Origin of the sequence: Bradyrhizobium sp. HKCCYLRH1034, assembly GCF_051168375.1 — a bacterium.
Lineage (GTDB): Bacteria > Pseudomonadota > Alphaproteobacteria > Rhizobiales > Xanthobacteraceae > Bradyrhizobium.
This window is the reverse complement of the sequence record NZ_JBNPUW010000011.1, coordinates 42,615-62,739: the sequence shown is the minus strand read 5'-3', so window position 1 is coordinate 62,739 and position 20,125 is coordinate 42,615. Positions and strand designations below refer to the sequence as shown.

Here is a 20,125-nt window from a genome sequence, read left to right as displayed (position 1 = left end):
CCACGGCTGCGTTGCAGGTCGTCGCGCCTGCTCAGGCCGCGCGCTGCTGGTGCTGCGACAGCCGCTCGCGCTCGCGCCGGCACTCGGCCGCGAATTGGCGCAGCCGCTCGATCGTCAGCGCGTCGGTGATGCTCCGCTCGAGCCGCTCGGCCCGCTCGATCTGATCGTCGAGGTCCATCAGCTTGGTCATGTCCCGTCTCCCTGGCCAGACAATTTGAAGCAAATTGCATCGTTCCGGCCGGATGAGGATCGTGGTGAATGACGGGTTAATTCCGTGATCGGGCGCACGCTGGCAGGATCGTCCCGGCGAGCCGACGATGGATCGGCCGGACTGCGTCGTCGATGCACCGCAAGCGTTGGCATGGGTCGAACGGCGCACGGGCGCGACGCTGTGCCGGCCGGACGAGATCTGATTCAAGCGCTAGCCGGTCGTCGCTCGTGCGCAATAGTCACGCCAGAACGTCCGGTATCCTTGTTCCACATGCTGCGTGTAGAGCGCGCCGTTTCCGGCGGCTGAATTCAACACCCTGGCGGGCAGCTCGGCACGGAGCGCGGCAAGCTCGCCGGGCCGCGAGCAGAATTTCAGCGCTGTCGCGAGATAGCCTTCGTCGTCATCGGCGACCCACGCGTCGAGGCCGACTGCTTTGACGATCGCGCCGCCCGCCCGTGCCGAGGGGGTGCTGCCGAGCTTGGTGACGACAGGCACGCCCATCTGCAGTGCCTCCCACGTCGAGATGCCGCCATTTTGCGGGAACGGATCGAGTGCGATGTCGATATCGGCGAACGTCGCAAGATGCTCCTCGCGCGACGTCTTTCCGACGCAACGGACGCGTTCCGCGGCGATGCCGTGGGCGACGAAGCGGGCGATCAAGCCGTCGCGCAGCAGGGGATCGTTCATCGCATGGTTCTTGACGACGATCATCGAGCCCGGCGTCGCAGCCATCAGCTTCGACCATAGAGCCAGAGTCGGCTCCGAAAACTTGTCGGCGCGATTGAACGAGCCGAAGGTGACGTGGCCGTTGCGAAGCATCGGCAGCGGCGACGGCGGAATTGGAGGCGGCGGTTCGATCGTGATCAGCGACGGCAGATCGTAGATCTTTTCGGCAAACAGATGCCGGACCGCGGCCGGAATCGTCACCGCATCGGCCAGCAGGTAGTCCATCACGGGCAGTCCGGTGCCGGTGACGCTGCCGATGGCCGAGACCTGGATCGGGGCAGGCTTGCGCGCAAACAGCGTGAGCCGGTGGCCGGCGGAATGTCCCGAGAGGTCGACGAGGATGTCGATCTGGTCGGCCCGGATCTGCTCGGCGAGCTTGTCGTCGGTCAACTGCCAGGCCTCGACCCAGCGATCGACCAGCGAACGGCACAGCTCCGTCTTGACGTCCCTCGTCGGTGAACACGAATAGGCAACGATTTCGAACCTGGCGCGATCGTGATGGCGAAGGATCGGCAGGAAGCCAAGCGCCGCCGAATGCTCGCGGAAATCGGACGACACGTAGCCGACGACAAGGCGCCGGTCCGGATCCAGATTCCGCTCGCCGAGCGGCAGACGCGGCAATCGCGAGCCGATCGCCTCCCACCAGTATCTCCGTTCTGCCTGGAGATGTTCGAGTCCGATGTCGGGCAGGAAATCCAGCGCGAAGATCTTCTTGGTGATCGCGTCCTCGTAGTCCGGGTTGATCGCGAGCGCGCGGTCGTAATCCGCAATCGCCGTGGCGATGTCGCCTTGCATCGCGGAGCAGACCCCGAGCAGGGTCCAGGCGCTTTCCTGCTTCGGGTTCTGCGCCAGCATCTTGTCGATGAGCGAGGTCGCCAGGGCGATGTTGCCGCGGACGAGCGAAACCGTGGCCTTGCCGCGCAGGGCGTCTTCCAGCAGCGGTTCGAGGGCCAATGCCGCGTCAAAATCGGCTTCCGCCTCGTCGAACTTGCCCTGCTCCTGATAGGCTCGTCCGCGCTGGGCGAGGGCGGGGGCCGCAGTCGGATTGATGGCCAGTGCCGACGTCAGCGCGGCCACTGCAGCATCGAAGTTGCGCAGGTTCATGCTGACCAGGCCCTTGCCGAACAGGGCCGTCAGCAGCCGCGGCTGCAGCGCGAGCGCGCGATCGAAGCTCTGGCCGGCGTCTTCGTACCGGCCCGTGAGCAGCAGCGCCATCCCGCGATTGGCGTGGGCGTCGCCATAGCCGGGCTTCAGCGCGATGGCGCGGTCATGCGCAGTGATCGCCTCCTCGAAACGCGACAGGCTCATCAGCGCGTTGCCGAGATTGGTGAGCGCGGTCGGGAAGTTCGGCTGGAGTCCAATGGCGCGTTCGTAGCAGGTGCGAGCCTCGTCGTAGCGGCCGAGCCGGAACAGCGACAGACCGAGATCGGACTGGGCGTCGGCCGAGCGCGGGTCGACCTCGATCGCGCGTGCCAGGACGAGCACGGCCTGGTCGAAACGGCCGCAGTCCCGTTCGGAGACGCCGAGCAGATGCAGGGCGCCGAAATGGTGCGGCAGGTCCTGCAGGATCTGCTGGCACAGGGCCTGAGCCTCCGGATGGTGGCCTTCGCGGTAGGCTTTGACCGCCGCCGGCAACAGCACGTCCGCCTGTTTCTTGGCCCGCTTTTGCAGCCTTGCGTTCTGGAAGGCGCGGGAGCCGACGCTGCTTTGCAAGTGTTTTCCTCCACGGAACCGGTCCATTGCTCGCAATGGTTGTTCCGTTCTCGCCGATTCGCAATGAGCAGACGTTAACGCGCGGGACCGCGTGCCGAAGGGGTGGCGGACGCCGCAATGTGTCCGCGCCTGGGGAAGCGATCTTGCGCCTAGGGCAACCGGCCCGGGGGCTTCTCAGACTAGAAGGATGGGGCCGTCGTGCTTCAGGCCGTCGTGGCAATGATCAAGCTGGCTGGGGAACCTGGATTCGAACCAAGACAAACAGAGTCAGAGTCTGTTGTGCTACCGTTACACCATTCCCCAACGGAATGCCGTGCAGTTTCAAGCGATTGCCGGACTGTCTGGCACCGTTTTGCGCGCCGGCCGGCAAAGCTCGGGCGGCGGCGACGGGTCCTTCTACCCGCATGTATCAGGCTTTGGCAAGCCGCTGGATGACGGATTTCCAACGTGCCCTGCCGCCCGCCGCACCACGGGCCGGCCGGGTCTAGCGCTCGCCTCTCGCGGCCTGCGGCTTTCGCGGTGCGCCGTCCGGGCCGGCGCGCAGCAGCAGGACCAGGCAGGCGCCGAGCCGTTCCGCGATCTCGTCATCGTCGATCGACAGCGGGCCGGGATCGTTGAGGATGGCGTTCACCAGGGTGCCGAGCACGACCTGGACGCCGAACGCGACCGTCTTTCGCGCCTCCGCTGTTCGCGACCGCGTGCGCGAGGCCGCGCCGGCGCGCCGGCCCGCAGGCAGCAGGAGCAGCGCCGCACGCTCCGACAGTGCCTGTGCCAGCTCCTTGAAGCCGCTCCAGTGGTTCGGTCCGGGCTCGCTGCGCACGAGCGCGGCGCGCAGCACGCCCTTGTGACGGCGCATCCACAGCACGGTGCCGCGCACCAGCAGTTGGCATTGCAGGTCGCCCGCGCGGACGGGATCGGGCGGCGGGAGTCTCGAGAGCTGTTTCCGACCGTCCGCCAGGGTGAGCGCGAGCAGGGCGTTGAAGAAGGCCTCCTTGCTGTCGAACCGGCTGTAGAAGGCGCCGACCGTTGCTCCGATATGCGCACAGAGGTCGCTGATCGACAGCTCCGCGAGGCTGCGCGTGCGCAGCAGCTCCGCGCCGGCCGTCAGCAGGGCAAGCGTCGTCTCGCGGCTGCGCTGCTGCCGCGACGGGGTTACGCCGGGCAGGTGCTCCGGCGCGATCCGCTGGGACATGTCGCTGGCTCCATCTGGAATAATAATGATAATTATGATTATGATCCGAGGCAAGCCCGGCCGTGCCACCCGGCCCCCGGGACGTCGCGGATCCCAGAGAAATCACAACGATACAACGCGTACGGGCTGCCAGGCGAAGCCGGGACGCGAGCGAGAGGGAGGACGAGGCATGAGCGAGCCCGCATTCGGCGGTACGATCGGCAGGACCATCGCAGGCTCCAGACCCTGGTGGCCGGCGCCGCAGCAGCCGCCGAAGGGCGCGCCCAACATCCTGGTGGTGCTGTTCGACGATGTCGGCTTCTCCGATTTCGGCTGCTACGGCTCGCGGATCCGCACCCCCGCGATCGACGGGCTGGCCGCGCAGGGCCTGCGCTATTCGGGCTTCCACACCACAGCGATGTGCTCGACCACACGGGCGGCACTCCTCACCGGCCGCAACCATCATTCAGTCGGCGTCGGCTGCCTTGCCAATTTCGACTCGGGCTATCCCGGCTATCGCGGTAAGATCGCGCGCGAGGCGGGGACGCTGGCCGAGATGCTGCGCGCCCATGCCTATCGCAACTACATGGTCGGCAAATGGCACGTCACGCCCTTGACCGAGAGCGGCGCGACCGGGCCGTTCGACGGCTGGCCGCTGGGGCGCGGCTTCGACCGCTTCTATGGCTTTCTCGACGCCGAGACCGATCAATATGCGCCGGAGCTCGTGCTCGACAACACCCATGTCAGCCCGCCCGGCAGCTACGCCGACGGCTATCACCTGACTGCCGACCTGGTCGATCAGGCGATCCGCTTCATCGCCGACCACACGGCCGACCGGCCCGAGCTGCCATGGCTGACCTGGCTCGCGCTCGGCGCCTGCCACGCGCCGCATCAGGCGCCGCACGACATCATCGAGAGCTACGACGCGGTCTTCGCCCATGGCTGGGACGCCGAGCGCGCGCAGCGGCTGGCGCGGCAGAAGGCGATGGGGCTGGTGCCGGAGAGCACGGACCTGCCGCCGCGCAATGATGGCGTGAAGCCCTGGGAGGCTCATTCCGAGGATGAGCGGCGCGTCTTCACCCGGCTGCAATCGGCCTTCGCCGGCATGCTCGATCATGCCGACCAGCATCTGGCCCGGCTGCTCGCCTTTCTCGACAAGACCGGCCAGCGCGACAACACGCTCGTGATCGTCATGTCCGACAATGGCGCCAGCCAGGAGGGCGGGCCGCTCGGCTTCGTCAATGCGATGGGACCGTTCAACTTCAAGCCGGAGCCGATCGCCGAGAAGCTCGCGCGGATCGACGACATCGGCGGGCCGGATACGCACTCGAACTTCCCGCATGGCTGGGCGATGGCATCGAACACGCCGCTGCGCCGCTACAAGCAGAACACCCATGGCGGGGGCATCCGCGATCCCTTCATCGTCTCCTGGCCGCAGCGCATCGCGGCGCGCGGCGAAGTCCGCCACCAGTTCGTCCATGCGTGCGACCTCGTGCCGACCCTGCTCGACCTGATCGGCATCGATGCGCCGGCCACGATCGCGGGTGTGCCGCAGATGCCGCTCGAGGGCGTGAGCTTCGCAGCCTCGATCACCGATCCGGCGGCACCGTCGAAGCAGGTCGCGCAATATTTCGAGATGTTCGGCCATCGCGGCCTCTGGCACGACGGCTGGAAGGCGGTGGCCTTTCACCCGTCGGGCACGCCGTTCGACAACGATAGATGGGAGCTGTTTCATCTCACGCAGGATTTCTCGGAGACGCATGATCTCGCCGCCGCCGAGCCGGAGCGGCTCGCGGCGCTGGTGAAGCTGTGGTGGGAGCAGGCGGAGGCGCACCAGGTGCTGCCGCTCGACGATCGCTTCGGCCCGCGCTTTGCCGAGAACGCGGCGCGTTTCCACGGCGCGCGCACGCGCTTTACGTTCCACGCCGGCATGGGCCATGTGCCGACCGACGTCGCGCCCGACGTGCGCAGCCGCGACTATCTGATCGAGGCCCATGTCGAGATCGATGCAGAGGGCGCATCCGGCGTGCTCATCGCCCATGGCGATGCGACGTCGGGCTACAGCCTCTACGTCAAGGACGGTCATCTCGTCCACGATCTCAACATCGGCGGCCGGCACGAGATCATCAGCTCGACACGCCCGGTGCCGGCGGGATCGCATCGCCTGGGTGTCCGCGTCGAACGTCTCAGGCGGCAGACCGAGCCGGCCAAGGGCGCGCGCACCGGCATGAGCCGGTACGCGTTGCTGATCGACGGCGAGGAGGCCGGCGCGTTGACGACGCAGCTCGCCTTCCACACGCTGATCTCCTGGTCGGGGCTCGACATCGGCCATGACCGCGGCAGCCCGGTGTCGGACTATGCGGCGCCGTTTGCGTTCACCGGACGGCTCTCGCACGTGACCGTGACGATGCAGGACGAACAGAGTCTGGACGGCGAGGGCGTGGCCAACGCCGAGATGGCGCGGCAGTAGGCGACGACAAGCGGCGGACTATTCCGCCGCTTCCTTGACCGGACCTGCGGCCGCGGTCTCGGGCTCGTGGTCGATATGCGTGCGGCCCCAGCGCGCGAAGGCGTTGTTGACCTTGTCGAGATAGAGATAGACCACCGGCGTGGTGAACAGCGTCAGCATCTGGCTGACGATCAGGCCGCCGACCATCGCATAGCCGAGCGGCTGGCGGATCTCCGAGCCGGTGCCGTTGCCGAGCATCAGGGGCACGCCGCCGAGCAGGGCTGCCATCGTCGTCATCATGATCGGACGGAAGCGCAGCAGGGCGGCCTGGCGGATCGACTGCTCGGGCGGCAGATGCTGGTCACGTTCGGCGGCGATGGCGAAGTCGACCATCATGATGCCGTTCTTCTTCACGATGCCGATCAGCAGAATGACGCCGATCAGCGCAATCAGGCTGAAATCGTAGCCGAACGCCATCAGGATCGCGAGCGCGCCGACGCCGGCCGAGGGCAGCGTCGAGAGAATCGTGATCGGGTGGATGTAGCTCTCGTAGAGGATGCCGAGGATCAGATAGACCACGACGAGGGCGGCGAGGATCAAGAGCGGCACGGTCGACAGCGACTGTTGGAACGCCTGCGCAGTGCCCTGAAAGCTCGAGTTCAAGGTTGCCGGCGCGCCGAGCTCGACCATCGCGCGCTGCACCGCATCGGTGGCCTGGCCGAGCGCGACGCCCTGGGCGAGGTTGAAGCTGATCGTGATCGACGGAAACTGACCCTGGTGGCTGATCGACAGCGGCCGCACCGGCACGTTGGTCCAGCTGGCGAAGGTCGAGAGCGGCACCTGGTCGCCGGTGGTCGGCGATTTCACGTAGAGCTTGTTGAGCGTGTCGATATTGCCCTGCAGCTCGGGCAGGATCTCCAGGATCACGCGGTAGGAGTTGAGCTGGGTGAAGTACTGCGCGACCTGGCGCTGGCCGAACGCGTCATACAGCGTGTCGTCGATCAGCTGCGGCGAGATGCCGTACCGCGAGGCGGTGTCGCGGTTGATCGTGAGCTGCACGGTGGTGCCGTCGGCCTGCTGGTCGGTGGCGACGTCGCGCAGCTGCGGCAGCGAGCGCATCTTCTCCAGGATCTTCGGCGCCCACTCGTTGAGCTCGGCGAGATTGGAGTCCTGCAGCGTGAACTCGAACTGGGTTCGGGACGGCCGGCCGCCAAGGCGAACGTCCTGCGCGGCCTGCATGTAGAGCCGGGCTCCCTCGACCTTCTCGAGCTGCGGCCTCAGGCGTGCGATGATCTGCTGCGCCGATGCATCACGCTCGTCACGCGGCTTCAAAGTGATGAACAGATTGCCGGTATTGCCGGCGCGGCCGGAGCCGCCGATCGCCATTGCGACGCTGGCTACGCCCGGATCATCCTGCACGATCTTGGCCAGCGCTTCCTGGCGCGACTGCATCGCCTTGAAGGAGATGTCCTGCGACGCCTCCGACGCGGCGGTGATCAGGCCGTTGTCCTGCTGCGGGAAGAAACCTTTGGGGATCAGCACGAAAAGGTAGATCGACAGGCCGAGCGAGGCGAAGAACACCATCAGCGTGGCGAAGCGCCAACGCAGTGCGATGTCCAATCCCTTCTCGTAGGCCCTGAGCAGCGCCTCGAAGCCGCGCTCGCTCCATTGGTAGAATTTGCCGTGAGCCTGGTGGCCGCCGCGCAGGAAACGCGAGGCCATCATCGGCGTCAACGTCAGCGAGACGAACATCGAGACGAAGATCGTCATCGCCAGCACGACCGCGAATTCGCGGAACAGGCGCCCGATGATGCCGCCCATCAGCAGGAGCGGGATCAGCACGGCGACCAGCGAGATCGAGATCGAGACAATGGTGAAGCCGATCTCCTTGGCCCCCTTGTAGGCGGCAGCCATCGGGGACTCGCCTTCCTCGACATAGCGAGAGATGTTCTCGAGCATGACGATGGCGTCGTCGACGACGAAGCCGACCGCGATCGTCAGCGCCATCAGCGAGAGGTTGTCCAGCGAATAGCCGACCCCCCACATCATCGCGCAGGCGCCGAGCAGGGCGAGCGGCACGGTGATCGTCGGGATCACCGTGGCCCAGAAGCTGCGCAGGAAGATGAAGATGACCATGACCACGAGAAAGATGGTCAGGAGCAGCGTGAACTGGACGTCCTCGACCGCGGCACGGATGGTCGTCGTGCGATCCGACATCAGCTCGACCTTGATGGCCGGCGGGATCGCCGCAACCAGGCGCGGCAGCGTCGCCTTGATCTTGTCGACGGTTTCGATGACGTTGGCGCCAGGCTGCTTGAAGACCACCAGGAACACGCCGCGCTTGCCGTTGGCCCAGGCGGCCTGCTTGGCGTCCTCCGGCCCGGTCACCGCCCGGCCAATGTCACGGACGCGCAACGGACCGCCATTGCGGTAGGCGATGATGACGTCGTTCCAGTCCTTCGACTCGGTGAGCTGGTCATTGGCGTAGATGGTGTAGGCCCGACGCTCGCCGTCGATGTTGCCCTTCGGGCTGTCCACCGTGGTGATCGCGATCTGGCTGCGCACGTCCTCCATCGAGAGGCCCTTGGCGACCAGCTTGGCCGGGTCGATCTGGATACGGATCGACGGCTTCTGCTGGCCGCCGATGATCACCTGGGCAACACCCGAGATCTGGCTGATCTGCTGCGCGAGCTGCGCATCGACGGAGTCGGAGACCGTCGTCAGCGGCAGCGTCTCGGACGTGGCGGACAAGATCAGGATCGGCGCGTCCGCCGGGTTGACCTTGCGGTAGGTCGGCGGCGACGGCAGGGTCTTGGGCAACTGGCCCGAGGCGGCGTTGATGGCGCCCTGGACGTCGTTGGCGGCGCCGTCGATGTTGCGGTTCAGGTCGAACTGGATCGTGACCGATGCGGTGCCCAGGTAACTGGTCGACGTCATCTGGGCGATGCCGGGGATCTGTGCGAATTGCCGCTCCAGCGGCTGGGCGACCGAGGTCGCCATGGTCTCGGGGCTGGCGCCCGGCAGATTGGCGGTCACCTGGATGGTCGGGAAGTCGACCTGCGGCAGCGGTGCGACCGGCAGCAGGGGGTAGGCGACGAGGCCGATGAACAGGATACCTGCCATCAGCAGCGAGGTGCCGATGGGGTATTTGATGAAGGGTGCCGAGATGCCGCCGTTCATTCCTGCCGGACCTTCGCTGGCGCCGGCTCCGAGCTGGCCACCGCGGTGGTCACGATCGAGCCTGGCTGCACTTTGAATTGACCGCCGGTGATCACCTGCTGGCCGGGGGTCAGCCCCTCTTCGACGACGGTACGGCCATCGAGCGAAACGCCGACCTTCACCTTGCGCAGCTCGGCCTTGCTGTCCGGGCTCACCGTGTAGGAATACAGCCCGTTGGTCGAATGCTGGACGGCGTCGTCGGGAACTACCGTGGCATCCTTCAGCGTCCGCACCAGGAGCCGCGTCGAAACCGACTGTCCGGGCCACAGCGCATGGTCCTTGTTGTCGAACACCGCCTTCAGCCGGATCGTTCCACTCGACGTGTCGACCTGGTTGTTCACGACCATCAGCTTGCCCTCGGCGAGCTGCTTCCTGCCGTCGGTGGTGAACGCGATCACCTTCAAGGGAGCGGTCTTCTGCGCCTCGTTGATGTAGGGCAACTGCTCCTCCGGCGCGGTGAAGATCACCGCGATCGGCTCGATCTGCGCGATCGAGACGATGCCGGTCTGGCTCGAGGCGTTGACGATATTGCCGATGTCGACTTGGCGGAGGCCGGCGACCCCGGAGATCGGCGCCTTGACCTGGGTGTAGCTGAGCTGGGTCTGAGCATTGGCGATCGCGGCGTCGTCGGCGGCGATCTGTGCCGTGAGCTGTGCGACGGTGGCGCGCTGGGTGTCCTGCTGCTGCCGGGTCGCGAACTCGCCGAGCTTGGTGGTGCGCTGCAGATCGAGATTGGCGTTGTTGAGATTGGCCTCGTCCTGCGCCCGCTTGGCCTTGGCCTGGTCGAGCGCGGCCTGGAACGGCCTCGGGTCGATCTCGACCAGCAGGTCACCCTCTTTCACAAGCTGGCCTTCGGTGAAGGCGATCTTGTCGATCTGGCCGTCGACGCGGGTGCGGACCTGGACGGTGTTGAAGCCTTGCACGGTCCCCAGGCCGGTGAGGAAGACCGGGAAGTCCGTCTTCTCGACTGGCACGGTCGAGACCCGAACCGCCTGCGGTCGGGCCGATTTCTGCTCAGCGGTCTTCTTCGCTGCCTCGGCGCCCTGATGACGCTGCCAGCCGTAATAGCCGGCGCCGCCGAGAGCCGCGACGAGCAGGATCCAACCGAGGGTTCGTGATGTCTTCATGCTGGCCCACATGCTGAGACGAACAGGATAACCGGTCTTTAAAACCATTCCCAGCATGCCAGATATAGTACGCACGCAATTAATGTGTAAACACACGAGCGCGTGGACAAACCTAAACAATCGGCAAGCTTCGGGGAATCGCAAGGGAGTTCACAGCCATGTCGCTGGATATGAGACGTCAGCTCGTTGCGCAGCTTGTCGAAAGCTCGCGCATCCTGCGCAACTATATTGATCATCGTGCCAAACAGCGCGGCACGACCCGCGCCCAATGGGTGGTGTTGTTTCGGTTGCGCGCGCATGAGGGGATGTCCCAGGTCGATCTCGCAGAAGTGCTGGAACTGCAGCCGATTTCGCTGGTGCGCCTGCTCGACAGGCTGGTGGAGCAGGGGCTGCTGGAGCGCCGGCACGATCCGAGGGATCGCCGCGCGAACCGTCTCCATCTCACCGCCGCGGGACGAAAGCTCGTCGATGATCTCGACGAGCTGCGCGATGCGATCGCCGGCGATGTTCTTCACGACATTCCGGACGAAGCTGTCGCCACCAGCCTGTCGACGCTGAGGGACCTGAAGGATCGGATCAAGACGCTGTCCGATCCGAAAGCCGAGGTGGCGCTCAAATAGCCGAGCCGCGGCGCAGACCGTTCTGATCCCATCTTGAGTTGCATCGTATCATAAAACATCTTGAGTGCGAAAACTGGCGGGGAAGCTTGCCGTTGCCGCAGCGTGGCCTGCGCGAGAGCAAGGCGGTCTGCGGCGATCCTCTGCCGCCATCGTCGGGCAGCGCATCGCGCCGGACCATTCGCCGACCGCGCGGGTCTCTCGTGCGAGCGCCGCCCTCCGACCTATTCTCGCCGTCTTGTCGCGCCCGATGGGAGCTGATTAGAAGCCGATGAGTCCGGCCGCCGTCATGGCGCCGCCGGGCATCGGCAGGATTCAACCGGAGCGAGGCTGCATCGTCCGACGATGCGCCGTGCGACGATAGCGAATGGGGAGCTCACGATGGAAGAACTGAATGGAAAGATGCTCGCGTGCCAGATCCTGGTCACTGGCCTGATCGCACGCGTCGCCAACGAGCAGCGCGATCCGTTGCGCTTCCTGACCGATTTTCGCGATGAGATCAGGGCCGTCGTCAAGGGCGTGCGGATCGCGGGGATCGATGATTCCGATCGCGTTCGCCAGATCGCGGTGCAGACAGTGGACGAGCTGTTCTCGCTGATGAAGCCGCCGAGCCCCGACGAGCCGGCTGGCTCGTCGAACTGACCTGCGCCGGGGGTTACGCCCGGCGCAGTGCTGATTCGACGACAGCGCGAGTCAAATCGCGCTGTTTAGAACGATTTCAAGTTCCGCATGTTGTTAGTTGCGCGTTTTTAGAATTGTTTTGATCTGGAACTATTCAAGGCCAAATTAGGGCTCCTCAAATTGACCCCCTGAAACGCGCCCGATACCAACGACACATCGTCGCACTGCGAATGATCCGCGTAAGCGATGTGGAATGAAGATCTGGGGCGCGTGAAAATAAAATGGGACAGGTGATAGCACCGCGTTCGCTGCGTGGGGTCGCAGCGATGAGGTTCAATGACGGACGCGGAGAGGGGCCCTCCGTCACCAAGGTGTCGGCGGTGGCCGGGCTGATGGCGGTGGCATCGATGTCGTCGGCCGAGGCGCAGCCGGCGTCCGACCTGCCGCCCGTCAACGTCGATGCGCCGATCGCGCGGGCCAAGCCGACGTTCTCCAAGCCGACCGCCGAGCAGGTCCGCGCGCGCAATGCCCTGCGCCGCGCGGCGGCCCGTCAGCAGGCGGCGCAGCAGGCCGCGGTGGCGTTCCCGAACGCAGGCGGACTGTCCGCGCCGGACGCCAACCCCTACGCGGACGCAGCCGAGCCCTACAAGGTCAACCGCGTGCAGGCGTCGGGCAAGTTTCCCGAGCCGCTCCTGAACACGCCGAAGACGATCACCGTGATGAGCAAGGAAGTGCTTGCCGACAAGCACGTCACCGCGCTCAAGGAGATCGGCCGTTCGACCGCCGGCGTCACGCTCGGCTCGGGCGAGGGCGGCAATGCGTTCGGCGACCGCTTCTTCATTCGCGGCTTCGATGCCCGCAACGACGTCTTCATCGACGGCATCCGCGATCCCGCGGTGTCGATCCGCGAGAACTTCTTCACCGAGCAGATCGAGATCCTGCGCGGTCCGGCCTCGTCCTATGCCGGCCGCGGCACCGCCGGCGGTGCCATCAACATCGTCACCAAGCAGGCTGGCGATACGAACTTCAAGCGGATGGATACCGAGTTCGGCACCGACCAGCAGAAGCGCGTCACGCTCGACGTGAACCAGGTGATCTCGCCGACCTTCTCGGTGCGCACCGGCGGCCTGTTCCAGGACTCCAATGTGGCGGGGCGCAACTTCGTCACCGATGACCGCTGGGGCGCCTTCCTCTCGACCAAGTGGACGCCGATCGACGATCTCAAGATCACGACGAACTATGTCCATACCGATCTGTCGGGTTATCCGGATTTCGGCGTGCCCTACTACAAGCAGGGCAACGTCCCCGTGACCTCGGCAGGCATTCCGCGCGGCACTTGGTATGGCTTCCTCAATCGCGACTTCCAGACCGCGCGGCAGGATTTCGGCACTGCCGCAGCCGAGTACAAGGTCAACGAGGCGATCACCCTCAGCAGCAAGTTCCGCGGCGAGCACTCGCTTCTCAACTATATCGGCACGTTGCCGCAGGGCCCCAACACGACCAGCCCGAATCCGCTGCTCTGGACCACGACGGCGAGCGCACAGAGCCGCTACCAGACGGTGGACGTGTGGGCCAACCAGAACGATGCGACGTTCAAGCTCGATACCGGCGGCGTCAAGCACACCGCGGTGCTCGGCACCGAGTTCTCGAACGAGAACATCTCGATCGATCGCTACACCGGACTCTCGTCCGAATTGTTCGGCGGCGGCTCGACCAGCTCGGGCGCGGTTACCGGCGTCAACGTGTACTCGCCGCAATACACCTACATCCCATTCAGCAATACGCCGTCGCTGATCGGCAACCCGACGCGCTACGGCGTCAACACCAACAGCGTCTACGTCATGGACACGGCCAACTGGCAGGACACGGTCATCCTGAACGGTGGGGTGCGCTATGACGGCTACAACATGAGCTCGTCGACCAATTCGCCGAAATACCTCAAGATGAACGCCGACCTGGTCAACTACAATGTCGGCCTGGTCTACAAGCCGATGCCGATCGGCAGCATCTACGCGGCCTATGCGACCTCGGCCAATCCGTTCGGCTCCGAACTCGACGCCACCGGCACCGATTACGGCGGCGTGCCCGCCAACACCGCGGTCCTGCTCGGACCGGAGCGCAACAAGGCGGCCGAGCTCGGCACCAAATGGGAGCTGGTCGACCGCCATCTGCTGGTCTCAGCCGCGCTGTTCCAGACCACCAAGGACAATGCCCGCGAGACCGTCGGCGGCCTGCTCACCTCGGGCGCGGCCTACCGCATCCAGGGCATCGACATCGAGGCGGAAGGCAAGCTCACCGATCGCTGGAGCATCTTCGGCGGCCTGGTGCTGATGCAGTCGAAGGTCACGCAGAGCGGCGTCGCCTCCAACATCGGCCTGCAGCTCGCCAACATCGCGCATCAGTCGTTCAGCATGCTGTCGAAGTACAAGCTCGACAATGGCTGGGAGATCGGCGGGCAGGCGGTCTACCGCTCCAAGGTCTATGGCGGCACCTTCGCGGCCAACACCGGCAACGAGCTGCCGAGCTACTGGCGCTTCGACGCCTTCGTCGAGAAGAAGCTCGACGCGAACTGGACCATGAAGCTCTATGCCCAGAACCTGACCAACAAGCTGTACTACGACACGCTGTATCGGAGCGCGGTGCCGTTCGTCGCCGTGGCCCCGGGGCGCGCCTTTTACATCGTCACCACTGCGAAGTTCTGATCATGCTGATCTGCATCCCGGACGTTCTGTCGAAAGACGAGGTCGCCGACTTCCGCCGCGTCATGGATGAGGCGGATTGGGAGGACGGCCGCTCGACGGCCGGGGCGCAGTCGGCCATGGTCAAGCGCAACGAGCAGTTGCCGCCCGACGGCGAGGCGGCGCGGGTGCTGGGCAAGCGCATCATCACGGCACTGACGAAGAATCCGCGCTTCCTGTCGGCGGCGATCCCGCTGCAGATCTTTCCGCCTCTGTTCAACCGCTACACCGCCTCGCGCGGCGACCATTTCGGCATCCATGTCGACAATGCCGTGCGCGGCGATCCGCTGACCGGCCTGCGCATCCGCACCGATCTGTCGATGACCTTGTTCCTGGCCGAGCCCGACAGCTATGACGGTGGCGAGCTTGTGATCGAGGACACCTACGGCTCGCACGAAGTCAAGTTGCCCGCGGGGCACGCGGTGCTGTATCCGTCATCGAGCCTTCACATGGTCACGCCGGTCACGCGCGGCGCCCGGGTCGCCTCTTTTTTCTGGATGCAGAGCATGATACGGGATGCCCACGTCCGGAGCATGATCTTCGATCTGGACACGGCGATACAGAGCTTGGCGGACCGCCTCGGGAGGGACGATCCCGATGCTGTCAAGCTGACCGGCATCTATCACAATCTGATCCGGCAATGGGCCGAGGTCTAATGGGCCGAGATATGATGACATCGTTCCTCGTTAGGTTTGCAATCGTCCTGTCATGTCTGTCTGTTGCTGCGGGGCTACCTGCACATGCGCAGCAGGAGCCGGCCAGGTCCGCCCCGGCGGTCTCGACCGATCTGTCCGCGCCGGCGCCGGGCACAGCCCAGACGATGGCCCCTCCCGCGTCGGGACAGGTCGCCCCAACGGCTGCCGCCCCGGTGGGCATCGAGACCGGCACCCGCAATGGCAAGTCGGTGACCACCGGGCTGGACGAGCTGTCGCCGTTCGGCATGTTTCTCAAGGCCGACATCGTCGTCAAAGCGGTCATGATCATGCTGGCGCTGGCCTCCGTCGCAAGCTGGACGATCCTGATCGCCAAGAGCCTCGAATTTTCCGTCCTGCGCCGACGGCTGGTCGGCGCGCTGCGCAAGCTGACCGGAGCCAAGTCGCTGGCCGAGGCCCAGCTCGCGCTCGGACAGGGCAAGAACGTCGCGGCAATGCTGCTGCAGGCTGCGGTCACCGAGGCGCGGCTGTCGGCCGGGCTCGGCAGTGACGAGGGCATCAAGGAGCGCGCAGCCTCGAGCTTCACCGAGATCGTCCGCGCCGAAGCGCGCAGGGTCCGCACCGGCATGGGCCTGCTCGCCACCGTCGGCGCGATCTCGCCCTTCGTCGGACTGTTCGGTACCGTCTGGGGCATCATGAACAGCTTCATCGGCATTTCCAGATCGCAGACCACCAACCTCGCGGTGGTCGCGCCGGGCATCGCGGAAGCGCTGCTGGCGACCGCGATCGGTCTGGCCGCGGCGATTCCGGCCGTGATCATCTACAATCACTTCTCGCGGGTCACGAAGGGCTATCTCGAGCTCGTCAACCGCGCCTCCGGCACCACCGGACGATTGCTGTCGCGCGATCTCGATCGCAGCCATACCGGCCTTCACGTCCGGGCGGCGGAGTAGCCGAGGATGGCCGCCTCGCTCTCCGAAGGCGATCTCGACGACGATTTCGACGAGACCCACGACATCAACGTGACGCCGTTCATCGACGTCATCCTGGTGCTGCTGATCATCTTCATGGTGGCCGCGCCGCTCTCGACCGTCGACCTGCCGATCGACCTGCCGTCCTCGAGCGCCACGCCGCAGAAGAAGCCGGACAAGCCGACCTATGTCTCGATCAAGCCGGACCTGTCGCTGGCGATCGGGGAAAATCTGGTCAAGCGCGTCGATCTCGTGCGCGAGCTCGATGCCATGACCGATCAGCCGAAGGACCGGCCGATCTTCCTGCGCGCTGACAAGCTGGTGCCCTATGGCGAGCTGATGGGCGTCCTGGAACTGCTGCGCGCCGGCGGTTACACCAAGATCAAGCTGGTGGCGCTGGAAGCGCCGCCTGCCGCGGCCGTGCAGGTGCCGCCGGCCCAGCCCGCGCAGCCGTGAGGAGCGCCGGCTTGTGATGAGCGACCTCGACATCGGGCACTCCCCCTCGCGCCGTCTCTGGTTTCTGGCGATCATGGGCGCGCTGATCCTGCATGTCGGCGGGGCCGCGCTGGCGCTGACGCATCTGAACGACGACGAGGACGCCGGCGGCCTCGGCGCGGCGGGCGCCGAGGTCATCGACATCGATATGGGCTCGCCGAAGGTCGAGGACGACGAGGTTCCGGTCGGACAGGACTCGGTAGCGCAGACCGCCGCTCCGCAGATGCAGGAGCAGAAGGCCGAGGTCGAGCAGACCGATCTGCAGAAGGATGTGCCGACCACGACCGAGGAGGCCGACCGCGAGGTCACGACCTCTGACGTGAAGAAGCCGACCGAGGAGCAGAAGGTCGCGACGGTCCAGACACAGGCGTCGGAGGCGCAGGAAGCCTCCGAAGACAGCGCGCGCAAGGCCCTGGACGAGAAGGTTCCTGAAGCCGAGAAGACCAAAGCGCCGAATGCCGGTATCGGCAAGGACGTGCAAAGGCTGACGGCCAATTGGGGCCGCAAGATCAGCGCCTATTTCGAACTGCACAAAAAGTATCCATCCGGAAAGAAGGCCGCTGCCCAGCTCAAGCTGGCGCTCGTGCTCAATCGGCTCGGCCGTGTCGTCTCGGTGGACGTCAAGGAAACGTCCGGCGATCCGGAGTTCGATCAGGCCGCCCTCAGCATGGTCCGCCGTTCGGATCCCGTGCCAAAGCCTCCCGCGGGCCTCACCGACGACGAGTTCTCCTTCATCCTGCCGGTCAAGTTCAACCCGCCGAAATGAGCGGGTGGGGTTCGGCTGACCTCACTGCCAATACAGCCTGACTCCGACGTAGACCACGCAGAGCGCGGCGAAGATCAGCGCAACCGGCAGCTTGCGCGGAGCGGTCGTCCCGCTTTGCGCCGCCTTCTTCGGCGGCAGCTTGCGGAAGGCGGTGACATTGCCGGTCACCGGCTCGGCGGCGACCGGCTTGACCTCGGGCGGGGCGCCGCCGCCGCCCATCTCGGCATAATAGGCCTTGTACATCTCGCGGATGGTGGCCTCGGTCGCCTCGTCCTCCGGCATGTCGCCGAGGCGGGCCTTGTAGCTTGCCAGGAAGTCCTGCGCCGCCGGCGGCAGGCCGGAGGCGCCGTTCAGCTTGGCGATCATCTTCCAGGTCGCGAAATCGGCACGGGCGCGGGTGTCGGCGCGGCGTGCGATCATCATGTCAGCGGCTTTGACCAAGAGTGCCTCGGGGCTCGTTCGTTACCATCCCTGACGGGTAGATCTAGACATTACGCGTCAATAGCAGAAGCAGCTGCTTCAGAGAATCGGTCGTGGCGCGGAGCAGCCCCGACACGAGATCAAGATTGAGACCAAATTGGGAACCCGCCAGCGGCAGGAGGATCAGACATCCGATCAGAATCAGCATGCCATACGGCTCGAGCCGGGCAAGCGGCCGCGCCAGCGCCGCCGGCAGCACGCCCACCGCGACCCGGCCGCCATCGAGCGGCGGTATCGGGAGCATGTTGAACACGGCGAGCAGGATGTTGAACGAGAAAATATTCCACAGATTGCTGGCCACCCACCGCGCCGCCTCCGGTGGAACCAGCGGCAGGGCGTGGAACGCCAGTCCGGCCGCCAGCGCCAGCGCGATGTTGGTGGCCGGTCCGGCCAGCGCCACCATCACCATGCCGGCGCGCAGCGGCTTCAGATTGCGAAAATCGACCGGCACCGGCTTGGCGTAGCCGAACAGGAACGGCGAGCCGGACAGCAGCAGCATGCCCGGCAGCAGGACGGTGCCGAACGGATCGATGTGCTTGAGCGGGTTGAAGCTGACGCGACCGAGTCGCAACGCGGTGTCGTCGCCGAACCGCCAGGCGACGAAGGCGTGAGCAGCCTCATGAAAGGTGATGGCGATGATGATCGGCAGGATCCAGACGGAGATGCCGTAGAGCGAGATGTTCAAGGATCGGGGTTCCGGACGCGTTACCGCCTTACATAGGCACGATGGTTCCCCGATGCTACGCGGGATTCTCCGGAAATTGCGGCAGGCCGTCGCTGAGCTGCACCCAATCCATCTTTTCCGAGACCCAGATGTGCTCGGTCGGGGCAAAGGCGTTGCGGTCGTCGAAGCAGGCCAGGGCCACGCCGACAACCGGGCGCGTCCTGCGCCATGAGAACAGCCTGACGCCGCAGCGCGGGCAGAACATGCGATCGAGCGCGTCGGAGGAGGGGAAGCGCGCGGTTTCGCCGGTGATCGTCAGCGCGTCGTGCGCGAACAGCGCGCGGGCGAAGAACGGCGCGCCCGTCGCCCGCTGGCAGTTGCGGCAGTGGCAGACGCGTACGTTGATCGGCTCGCCGGTGCATTGGAAGCGCACCGCGCCGCAGAAGCAGCCGCCGTGGTGGGTCATCAGGCAAGCTCCATGGGTCAGAAATCCGTGTCGTCAGCGAGACGTGTAGGGTGGGCAAAGGCGCGAGGCAGTCATGCCTGTGTTCTCGCAAAATCTCCCGCGCGCTGTGCCCACCGTCCTTATGGGCGAAAGCCGATGGTGGGCACGTCGCCGTCTGCGACGGCGCCTTTGCCCACCCTACACAAGGGACGTACCAAACTAATAAGTCGCGCGGCCGCCGGAAATGTCGAATACGGCGCCGGTCGAGAACGAGCACTCTTCCGAGGCGAGCCACGACACCAGCGCGGCGAGCTCCTCCACCAGCACGAAGCGGCCTTTCGGGATCTTCGACAGCATGAAGTTGATGTGCGCTTCCGTCATCTGGTCGAAGATGGCAGTCTTCGCCGCGGCGGGCGTCACCGCATTGACCGTGATGTTGTGCTGCGCCAGCTCCTTGCCGAGCGACTTTGTCAGCGCGATCAGGCCGGCTTTGGACGCCGAGTAGTGCGCAGCGTTCGGGTTGCCCTCCTTGCCGGCGATCGAGGCGATGTTGACGATGCGGCCATAGCCCTGCTTCAGCATCACCGGCACGATTGCCTTGGCGCAGATGAAGGGACCGTCGAGATTGATGCGCAGCACCTTGCGCCACTCCTCGAGATCGGTCTCCCACACCGTCTTGTTGATGCCGGCGATGCCGGCATTGTTGACCAGGATGTCGATGCTGCCGAACGCGGCCAGCGTCGCGTCACGGGCGCCTTCGACCGCTTTGGTGTCGGTGACGTCGACCTGCAGCGCCAGCACCTCCGGACCGATCGCCTGCGCGGTCTTCTCCGCCAGCGCGATGTCGTGATCCCAGATCGCAACCTTCGCGCCCGACGACTTGAAGCGCTCGGTGATGGCGCGGCCAAAACCTTGCGCGCCGCCGGTGACCACGGCGCAGCGGTTGGTAAGGTCGATGTGGTTCATGATGTTTCCCCGGTCGATCTTTGTTGTCGTCATTCCGGAGCGCGCGCAGCGCGAACCCGGAATCTCGAGATTCCGGGTTCAGCCCTGCGGGCT

17 protein-coding genes and 1 tRNA gene are annotated in these 20,125 nt (G+C 65.5%); 8 read left to right on the top strand and 10 right to left on the bottom strand.

From position 1 onward, the window contains the following. Positions 1–31 precede the first annotated feature (31 nt). The 4 genes from ACQR0W_RS24410 to ACQR0W_RS24395 form a co-directional block, all read right to left on the bottom strand. The gene (locus tag ACQR0W_RS24410) at positions 32–190 is read right to left on the bottom strand and encodes a hypothetical protein (protein WP_316187241.1); all 159 of its coding nucleotides are present in this window, start codon (positions 188–190) and stop codon (positions 32–34) included. Between the two features lie 231 nt (positions 191–421). Continuing rightward, complete coding sequence (locus tag ACQR0W_RS24405) at positions 422–2,650, bottom strand: tetratricopeptide repeat protein (protein WP_316187240.1); 2,229 nt, start codon at positions 2,648–2,650, stop codon at positions 422–424. A 229-nt stretch (positions 2,651–2,879) separates the two neighbouring features. Next, positions 2,880–2,953, bottom strand: a tRNA-Gln gene (locus tag ACQR0W_RS24400). A 181-nt stretch (positions 2,954–3,134) separates the two neighbouring features. Beyond that, complete coding sequence (locus ACQR0W_RS24395; protein WP_316187239.1) at positions 3,135–3,842, bottom strand: TetR/AcrR family transcriptional regulator; 708 nt, start codon at positions 3,840–3,842, stop codon at positions 3,135–3,137. Positions 3,843–4,011: 169 nt separating this feature from the next. Here ACQR0W_RS24395 and ACQR0W_RS24390 point away from each other — a divergent pair, with 169 nt between their 5' ends. Next, positions 4,012–6,291 (top strand): arylsulfatase, encoded by a 2,280-nt coding sequence (locus tag ACQR0W_RS24390; protein ID WP_316187238.1) that lies wholly within the window; start codon positions 4,012–4,014, stop codon positions 6,289–6,291. An 18-nt stretch (positions 6,292–6,309) separates the two neighbouring features. Here the strand turns inward: ACQR0W_RS24390 and ACQR0W_RS24385 are convergent, their stop codons facing one another. Together ACQR0W_RS24385 and ACQR0W_RS24380 are read right to left on the bottom strand one after the other, a co-directional pair. After that, complete coding sequence (locus ACQR0W_RS24385) at positions 6,310–9,450, bottom strand: multidrug efflux RND transporter permease subunit (protein WP_315749712.1); 3,141 nt, start codon at positions 9,448–9,450, stop codon at positions 6,310–6,312. Beyond that, entirely contained in the window at positions 9,447–10,628 is a 1,182-nt protein-coding gene (locus ACQR0W_RS24380; RefSeq protein WP_410051261.1) for an efflux RND transporter periplasmic adaptor subunit, read from the bottom strand. The genes ACQR0W_RS24385 and ACQR0W_RS24380 overlap by 4 nt, the downstream gene beginning before the upstream one ends. A gap of 146 nt (positions 10,629–10,774) precedes the next feature. On the opposite strand from ACQR0W_RS24380, the gene ACQR0W_RS24375 reads away from it, so the two are divergent. From ACQR0W_RS24375 to ACQR0W_RS24345, 7 genes are all read left to right on the top strand, one after another. Then, the gene (locus ACQR0W_RS24375; RefSeq protein ID WP_316187236.1) at positions 10,775–11,236 is read left to right on the top strand and encodes a MarR family winged helix-turn-helix transcriptional regulator; all 462 of its coding nucleotides are present in this window, start codon (positions 10,775–10,777) and stop codon (positions 11,234–11,236) included. Positions 11,237–11,614: 378 nt separating this feature from the next. Further along, positions 11,615–11,875, top strand: coding sequence for a hypothetical protein (locus ACQR0W_RS24370; protein WP_315749715.1), 261 nt, complete (start codon positions 11,615–11,617; stop codon positions 11,873–11,875). A 260-nt stretch (positions 11,876–12,135) separates the two neighbouring features. Then, positions 12,136–14,556, top strand: a complete 2,421-nt coding sequence (locus ACQR0W_RS24365) for a TonB-dependent receptor (protein WP_316187235.1) — start codon at positions 12,136–12,138, stop codon at positions 14,554–14,556. Between the two features lie 2 nt (positions 14,557–14,558). Beyond that, the gene (locus ACQR0W_RS24360; RefSeq protein ID WP_316187234.1) at positions 14,559–15,248 is read left to right on the top strand and encodes a Fe2+-dependent dioxygenase; all 690 of its coding nucleotides are present in this window, start codon (positions 14,559–14,561) and stop codon (positions 15,246–15,248) included. 11 nt (positions 15,249–15,259) lie between these two features. Next, the gene (gene exbB / locus ACQR0W_RS24355) at positions 15,260–16,198 is read left to right on the top strand and encodes a tonB-system energizer ExbB (protein WP_316187233.1); all 939 of its coding nucleotides are present in this window, start codon (positions 15,260–15,262) and stop codon (positions 16,196–16,198) included. A gap of 6 nt (positions 16,199–16,204) precedes the next feature. Next, the gene (gene exbD, locus ACQR0W_RS24350; protein ID WP_316187232.1) at positions 16,205–16,672 is read left to right on the top strand and encodes a TonB system transport protein ExbD; all 468 of its coding nucleotides are present in this window, start codon (positions 16,205–16,207) and stop codon (positions 16,670–16,672) included. A gap of 16 nt (positions 16,673–16,688) precedes the next feature. After that, positions 16,689–17,477, top strand: a complete 789-nt coding sequence (locus ACQR0W_RS24345; protein WP_315714466.1) for a cell envelope integrity protein TolA — start codon at positions 16,689–16,691, stop codon at positions 17,475–17,477. A gap of 21 nt (positions 17,478–17,498) precedes the next feature. Here the strand turns inward: ACQR0W_RS24345 and ACQR0W_RS24340 are convergent, their stop codons facing one another. The 4 genes from ACQR0W_RS24340 to ACQR0W_RS24325 all read right to left on the bottom strand — a co-directional run bounded on the left by ACQR0W_RS24340 (position 17,499) and on the right by ACQR0W_RS24325 (position 20,032). Then, positions 17,499–17,900, bottom strand: a complete 402-nt coding sequence (locus ACQR0W_RS24340; RefSeq protein WP_315714962.1) for a hypothetical protein — start codon at positions 17,898–17,900, stop codon at positions 17,499–17,501. Positions 17,901–17,961: 61 nt separating this feature from the next. Beyond that, positions 17,962–18,642, bottom strand: a complete 681-nt coding sequence (locus ACQR0W_RS24335) for a site-2 protease family protein (protein ID WP_316187231.1) — start codon at positions 18,640–18,642, stop codon at positions 17,962–17,964. 55 nt (positions 18,643–18,697) lie between these two features. Continuing rightward, positions 18,698–19,087 carry a GFA family protein gene (locus ACQR0W_RS24330; protein WP_315714464.1) on the bottom strand — a complete coding sequence of 130 codons (390 nt, stop codon included), beginning with the start codon at positions 19,085–19,087 and terminating at the stop codon, positions 18,698–18,700. Positions 19,088–19,285: 198 nt separating this feature from the next. Next, entirely contained in the window at positions 19,286–20,032 is a 747-nt protein-coding gene (locus tag ACQR0W_RS24325) for an SDR family NAD(P)-dependent oxidoreductase (protein ID WP_315714463.1), read from the bottom strand. Positions 20,033–20,125: the final 93 nt, after the last annotated feature.

Excerpts from the sequence above, each read along its gene's own strand:
- ACQR0W_RS24410 (WP_316187241.1), bottom strand. The coding sequence starts at position 190 with ATGACCAAGCTGATGGACCTCGACGATCAGATCGAGCGGGCCGAGCGG.
- ACQR0W_RS24395 (WP_316187239.1), bottom strand. The coding sequence starts at position 3,842 with ATGTCCCAGCGGATCGCGCCGGAGCACCTGCCCGGCGTAACCCCGTCG.
- ACQR0W_RS24390 (WP_316187238.1), top strand. The coding sequence starts at position 4,012 with ATGAGCGAGCCCGCATTCGGCGGTACGATCGGCAGGACCATCGCAGGC.
- ACQR0W_RS24385 (WP_315749712.1), bottom strand. The coding sequence starts at position 9,450 with ATGAACGGCGGCATCTCGGCACCCTTCATCAAATACCCCATCGGCACC.
- ACQR0W_RS24380 (WP_410051261.1), bottom strand. The coding sequence starts at position 10,628 with ATGTGGGCCAGCATGAAGACATCACGAACCCTCGGTTGGATCCTGCTC.
- ACQR0W_RS24375 (WP_316187236.1), top strand. The coding sequence starts at position 10,775 with ATGTCGCTGGATATGAGACGTCAGCTCGTTGCGCAGCTTGTCGAAAGC.
- ACQR0W_RS24370 (WP_315749715.1), top strand. The coding sequence starts at position 11,615 with ATGGAAGAACTGAATGGAAAGATGCTCGCGTGCCAGATCCTGGTCACT.
- ACQR0W_RS24365 (WP_316187235.1), top strand. The coding sequence starts at position 12,136 with ATGGGACAGGTGATAGCACCGCGTTCGCTGCGTGGGGTCGCAGCGATG.
- ACQR0W_RS24360 (WP_316187234.1), top strand. The coding sequence starts at position 14,559 with ATGCTGATCTGCATCCCGGACGTTCTGTCGAAAGACGAGGTCGCCGAC.
- exbB (WP_316187233.1), top strand. The coding sequence starts at position 15,260 with ATGATGACATCGTTCCTCGTTAGGTTTGCAATCGTCCTGTCATGTCTG.
- exbD (WP_316187232.1), top strand. The coding sequence starts at position 16,205 with ATGGCCGCCTCGCTCTCCGAAGGCGATCTCGACGACGATTTCGACGAG.
- ACQR0W_RS24345 (WP_315714466.1), top strand. The coding sequence starts at position 16,689 with ATGAGCGACCTCGACATCGGGCACTCCCCCTCGCGCCGTCTCTGGTTT.
- ACQR0W_RS24340 (WP_315714962.1), bottom strand. The coding sequence starts at position 17,900 with ATGATGATCGCACGCCGCGCCGACACCCGCGCCCGTGCCGATTTCGCG.
- ACQR0W_RS24330 (WP_315714464.1), bottom strand. The coding sequence starts at position 19,087 with ATGACCCACCACGGCGGCTGCTTCTGCGGCGCGGTGCGCTTCCAATGC.
- ACQR0W_RS24325 (WP_315714463.1), bottom strand. The coding sequence starts at position 20,032 with ATGAACCACATCGACCTTACCAACCGCTGCGCCGTGGTCACCGGCGGC.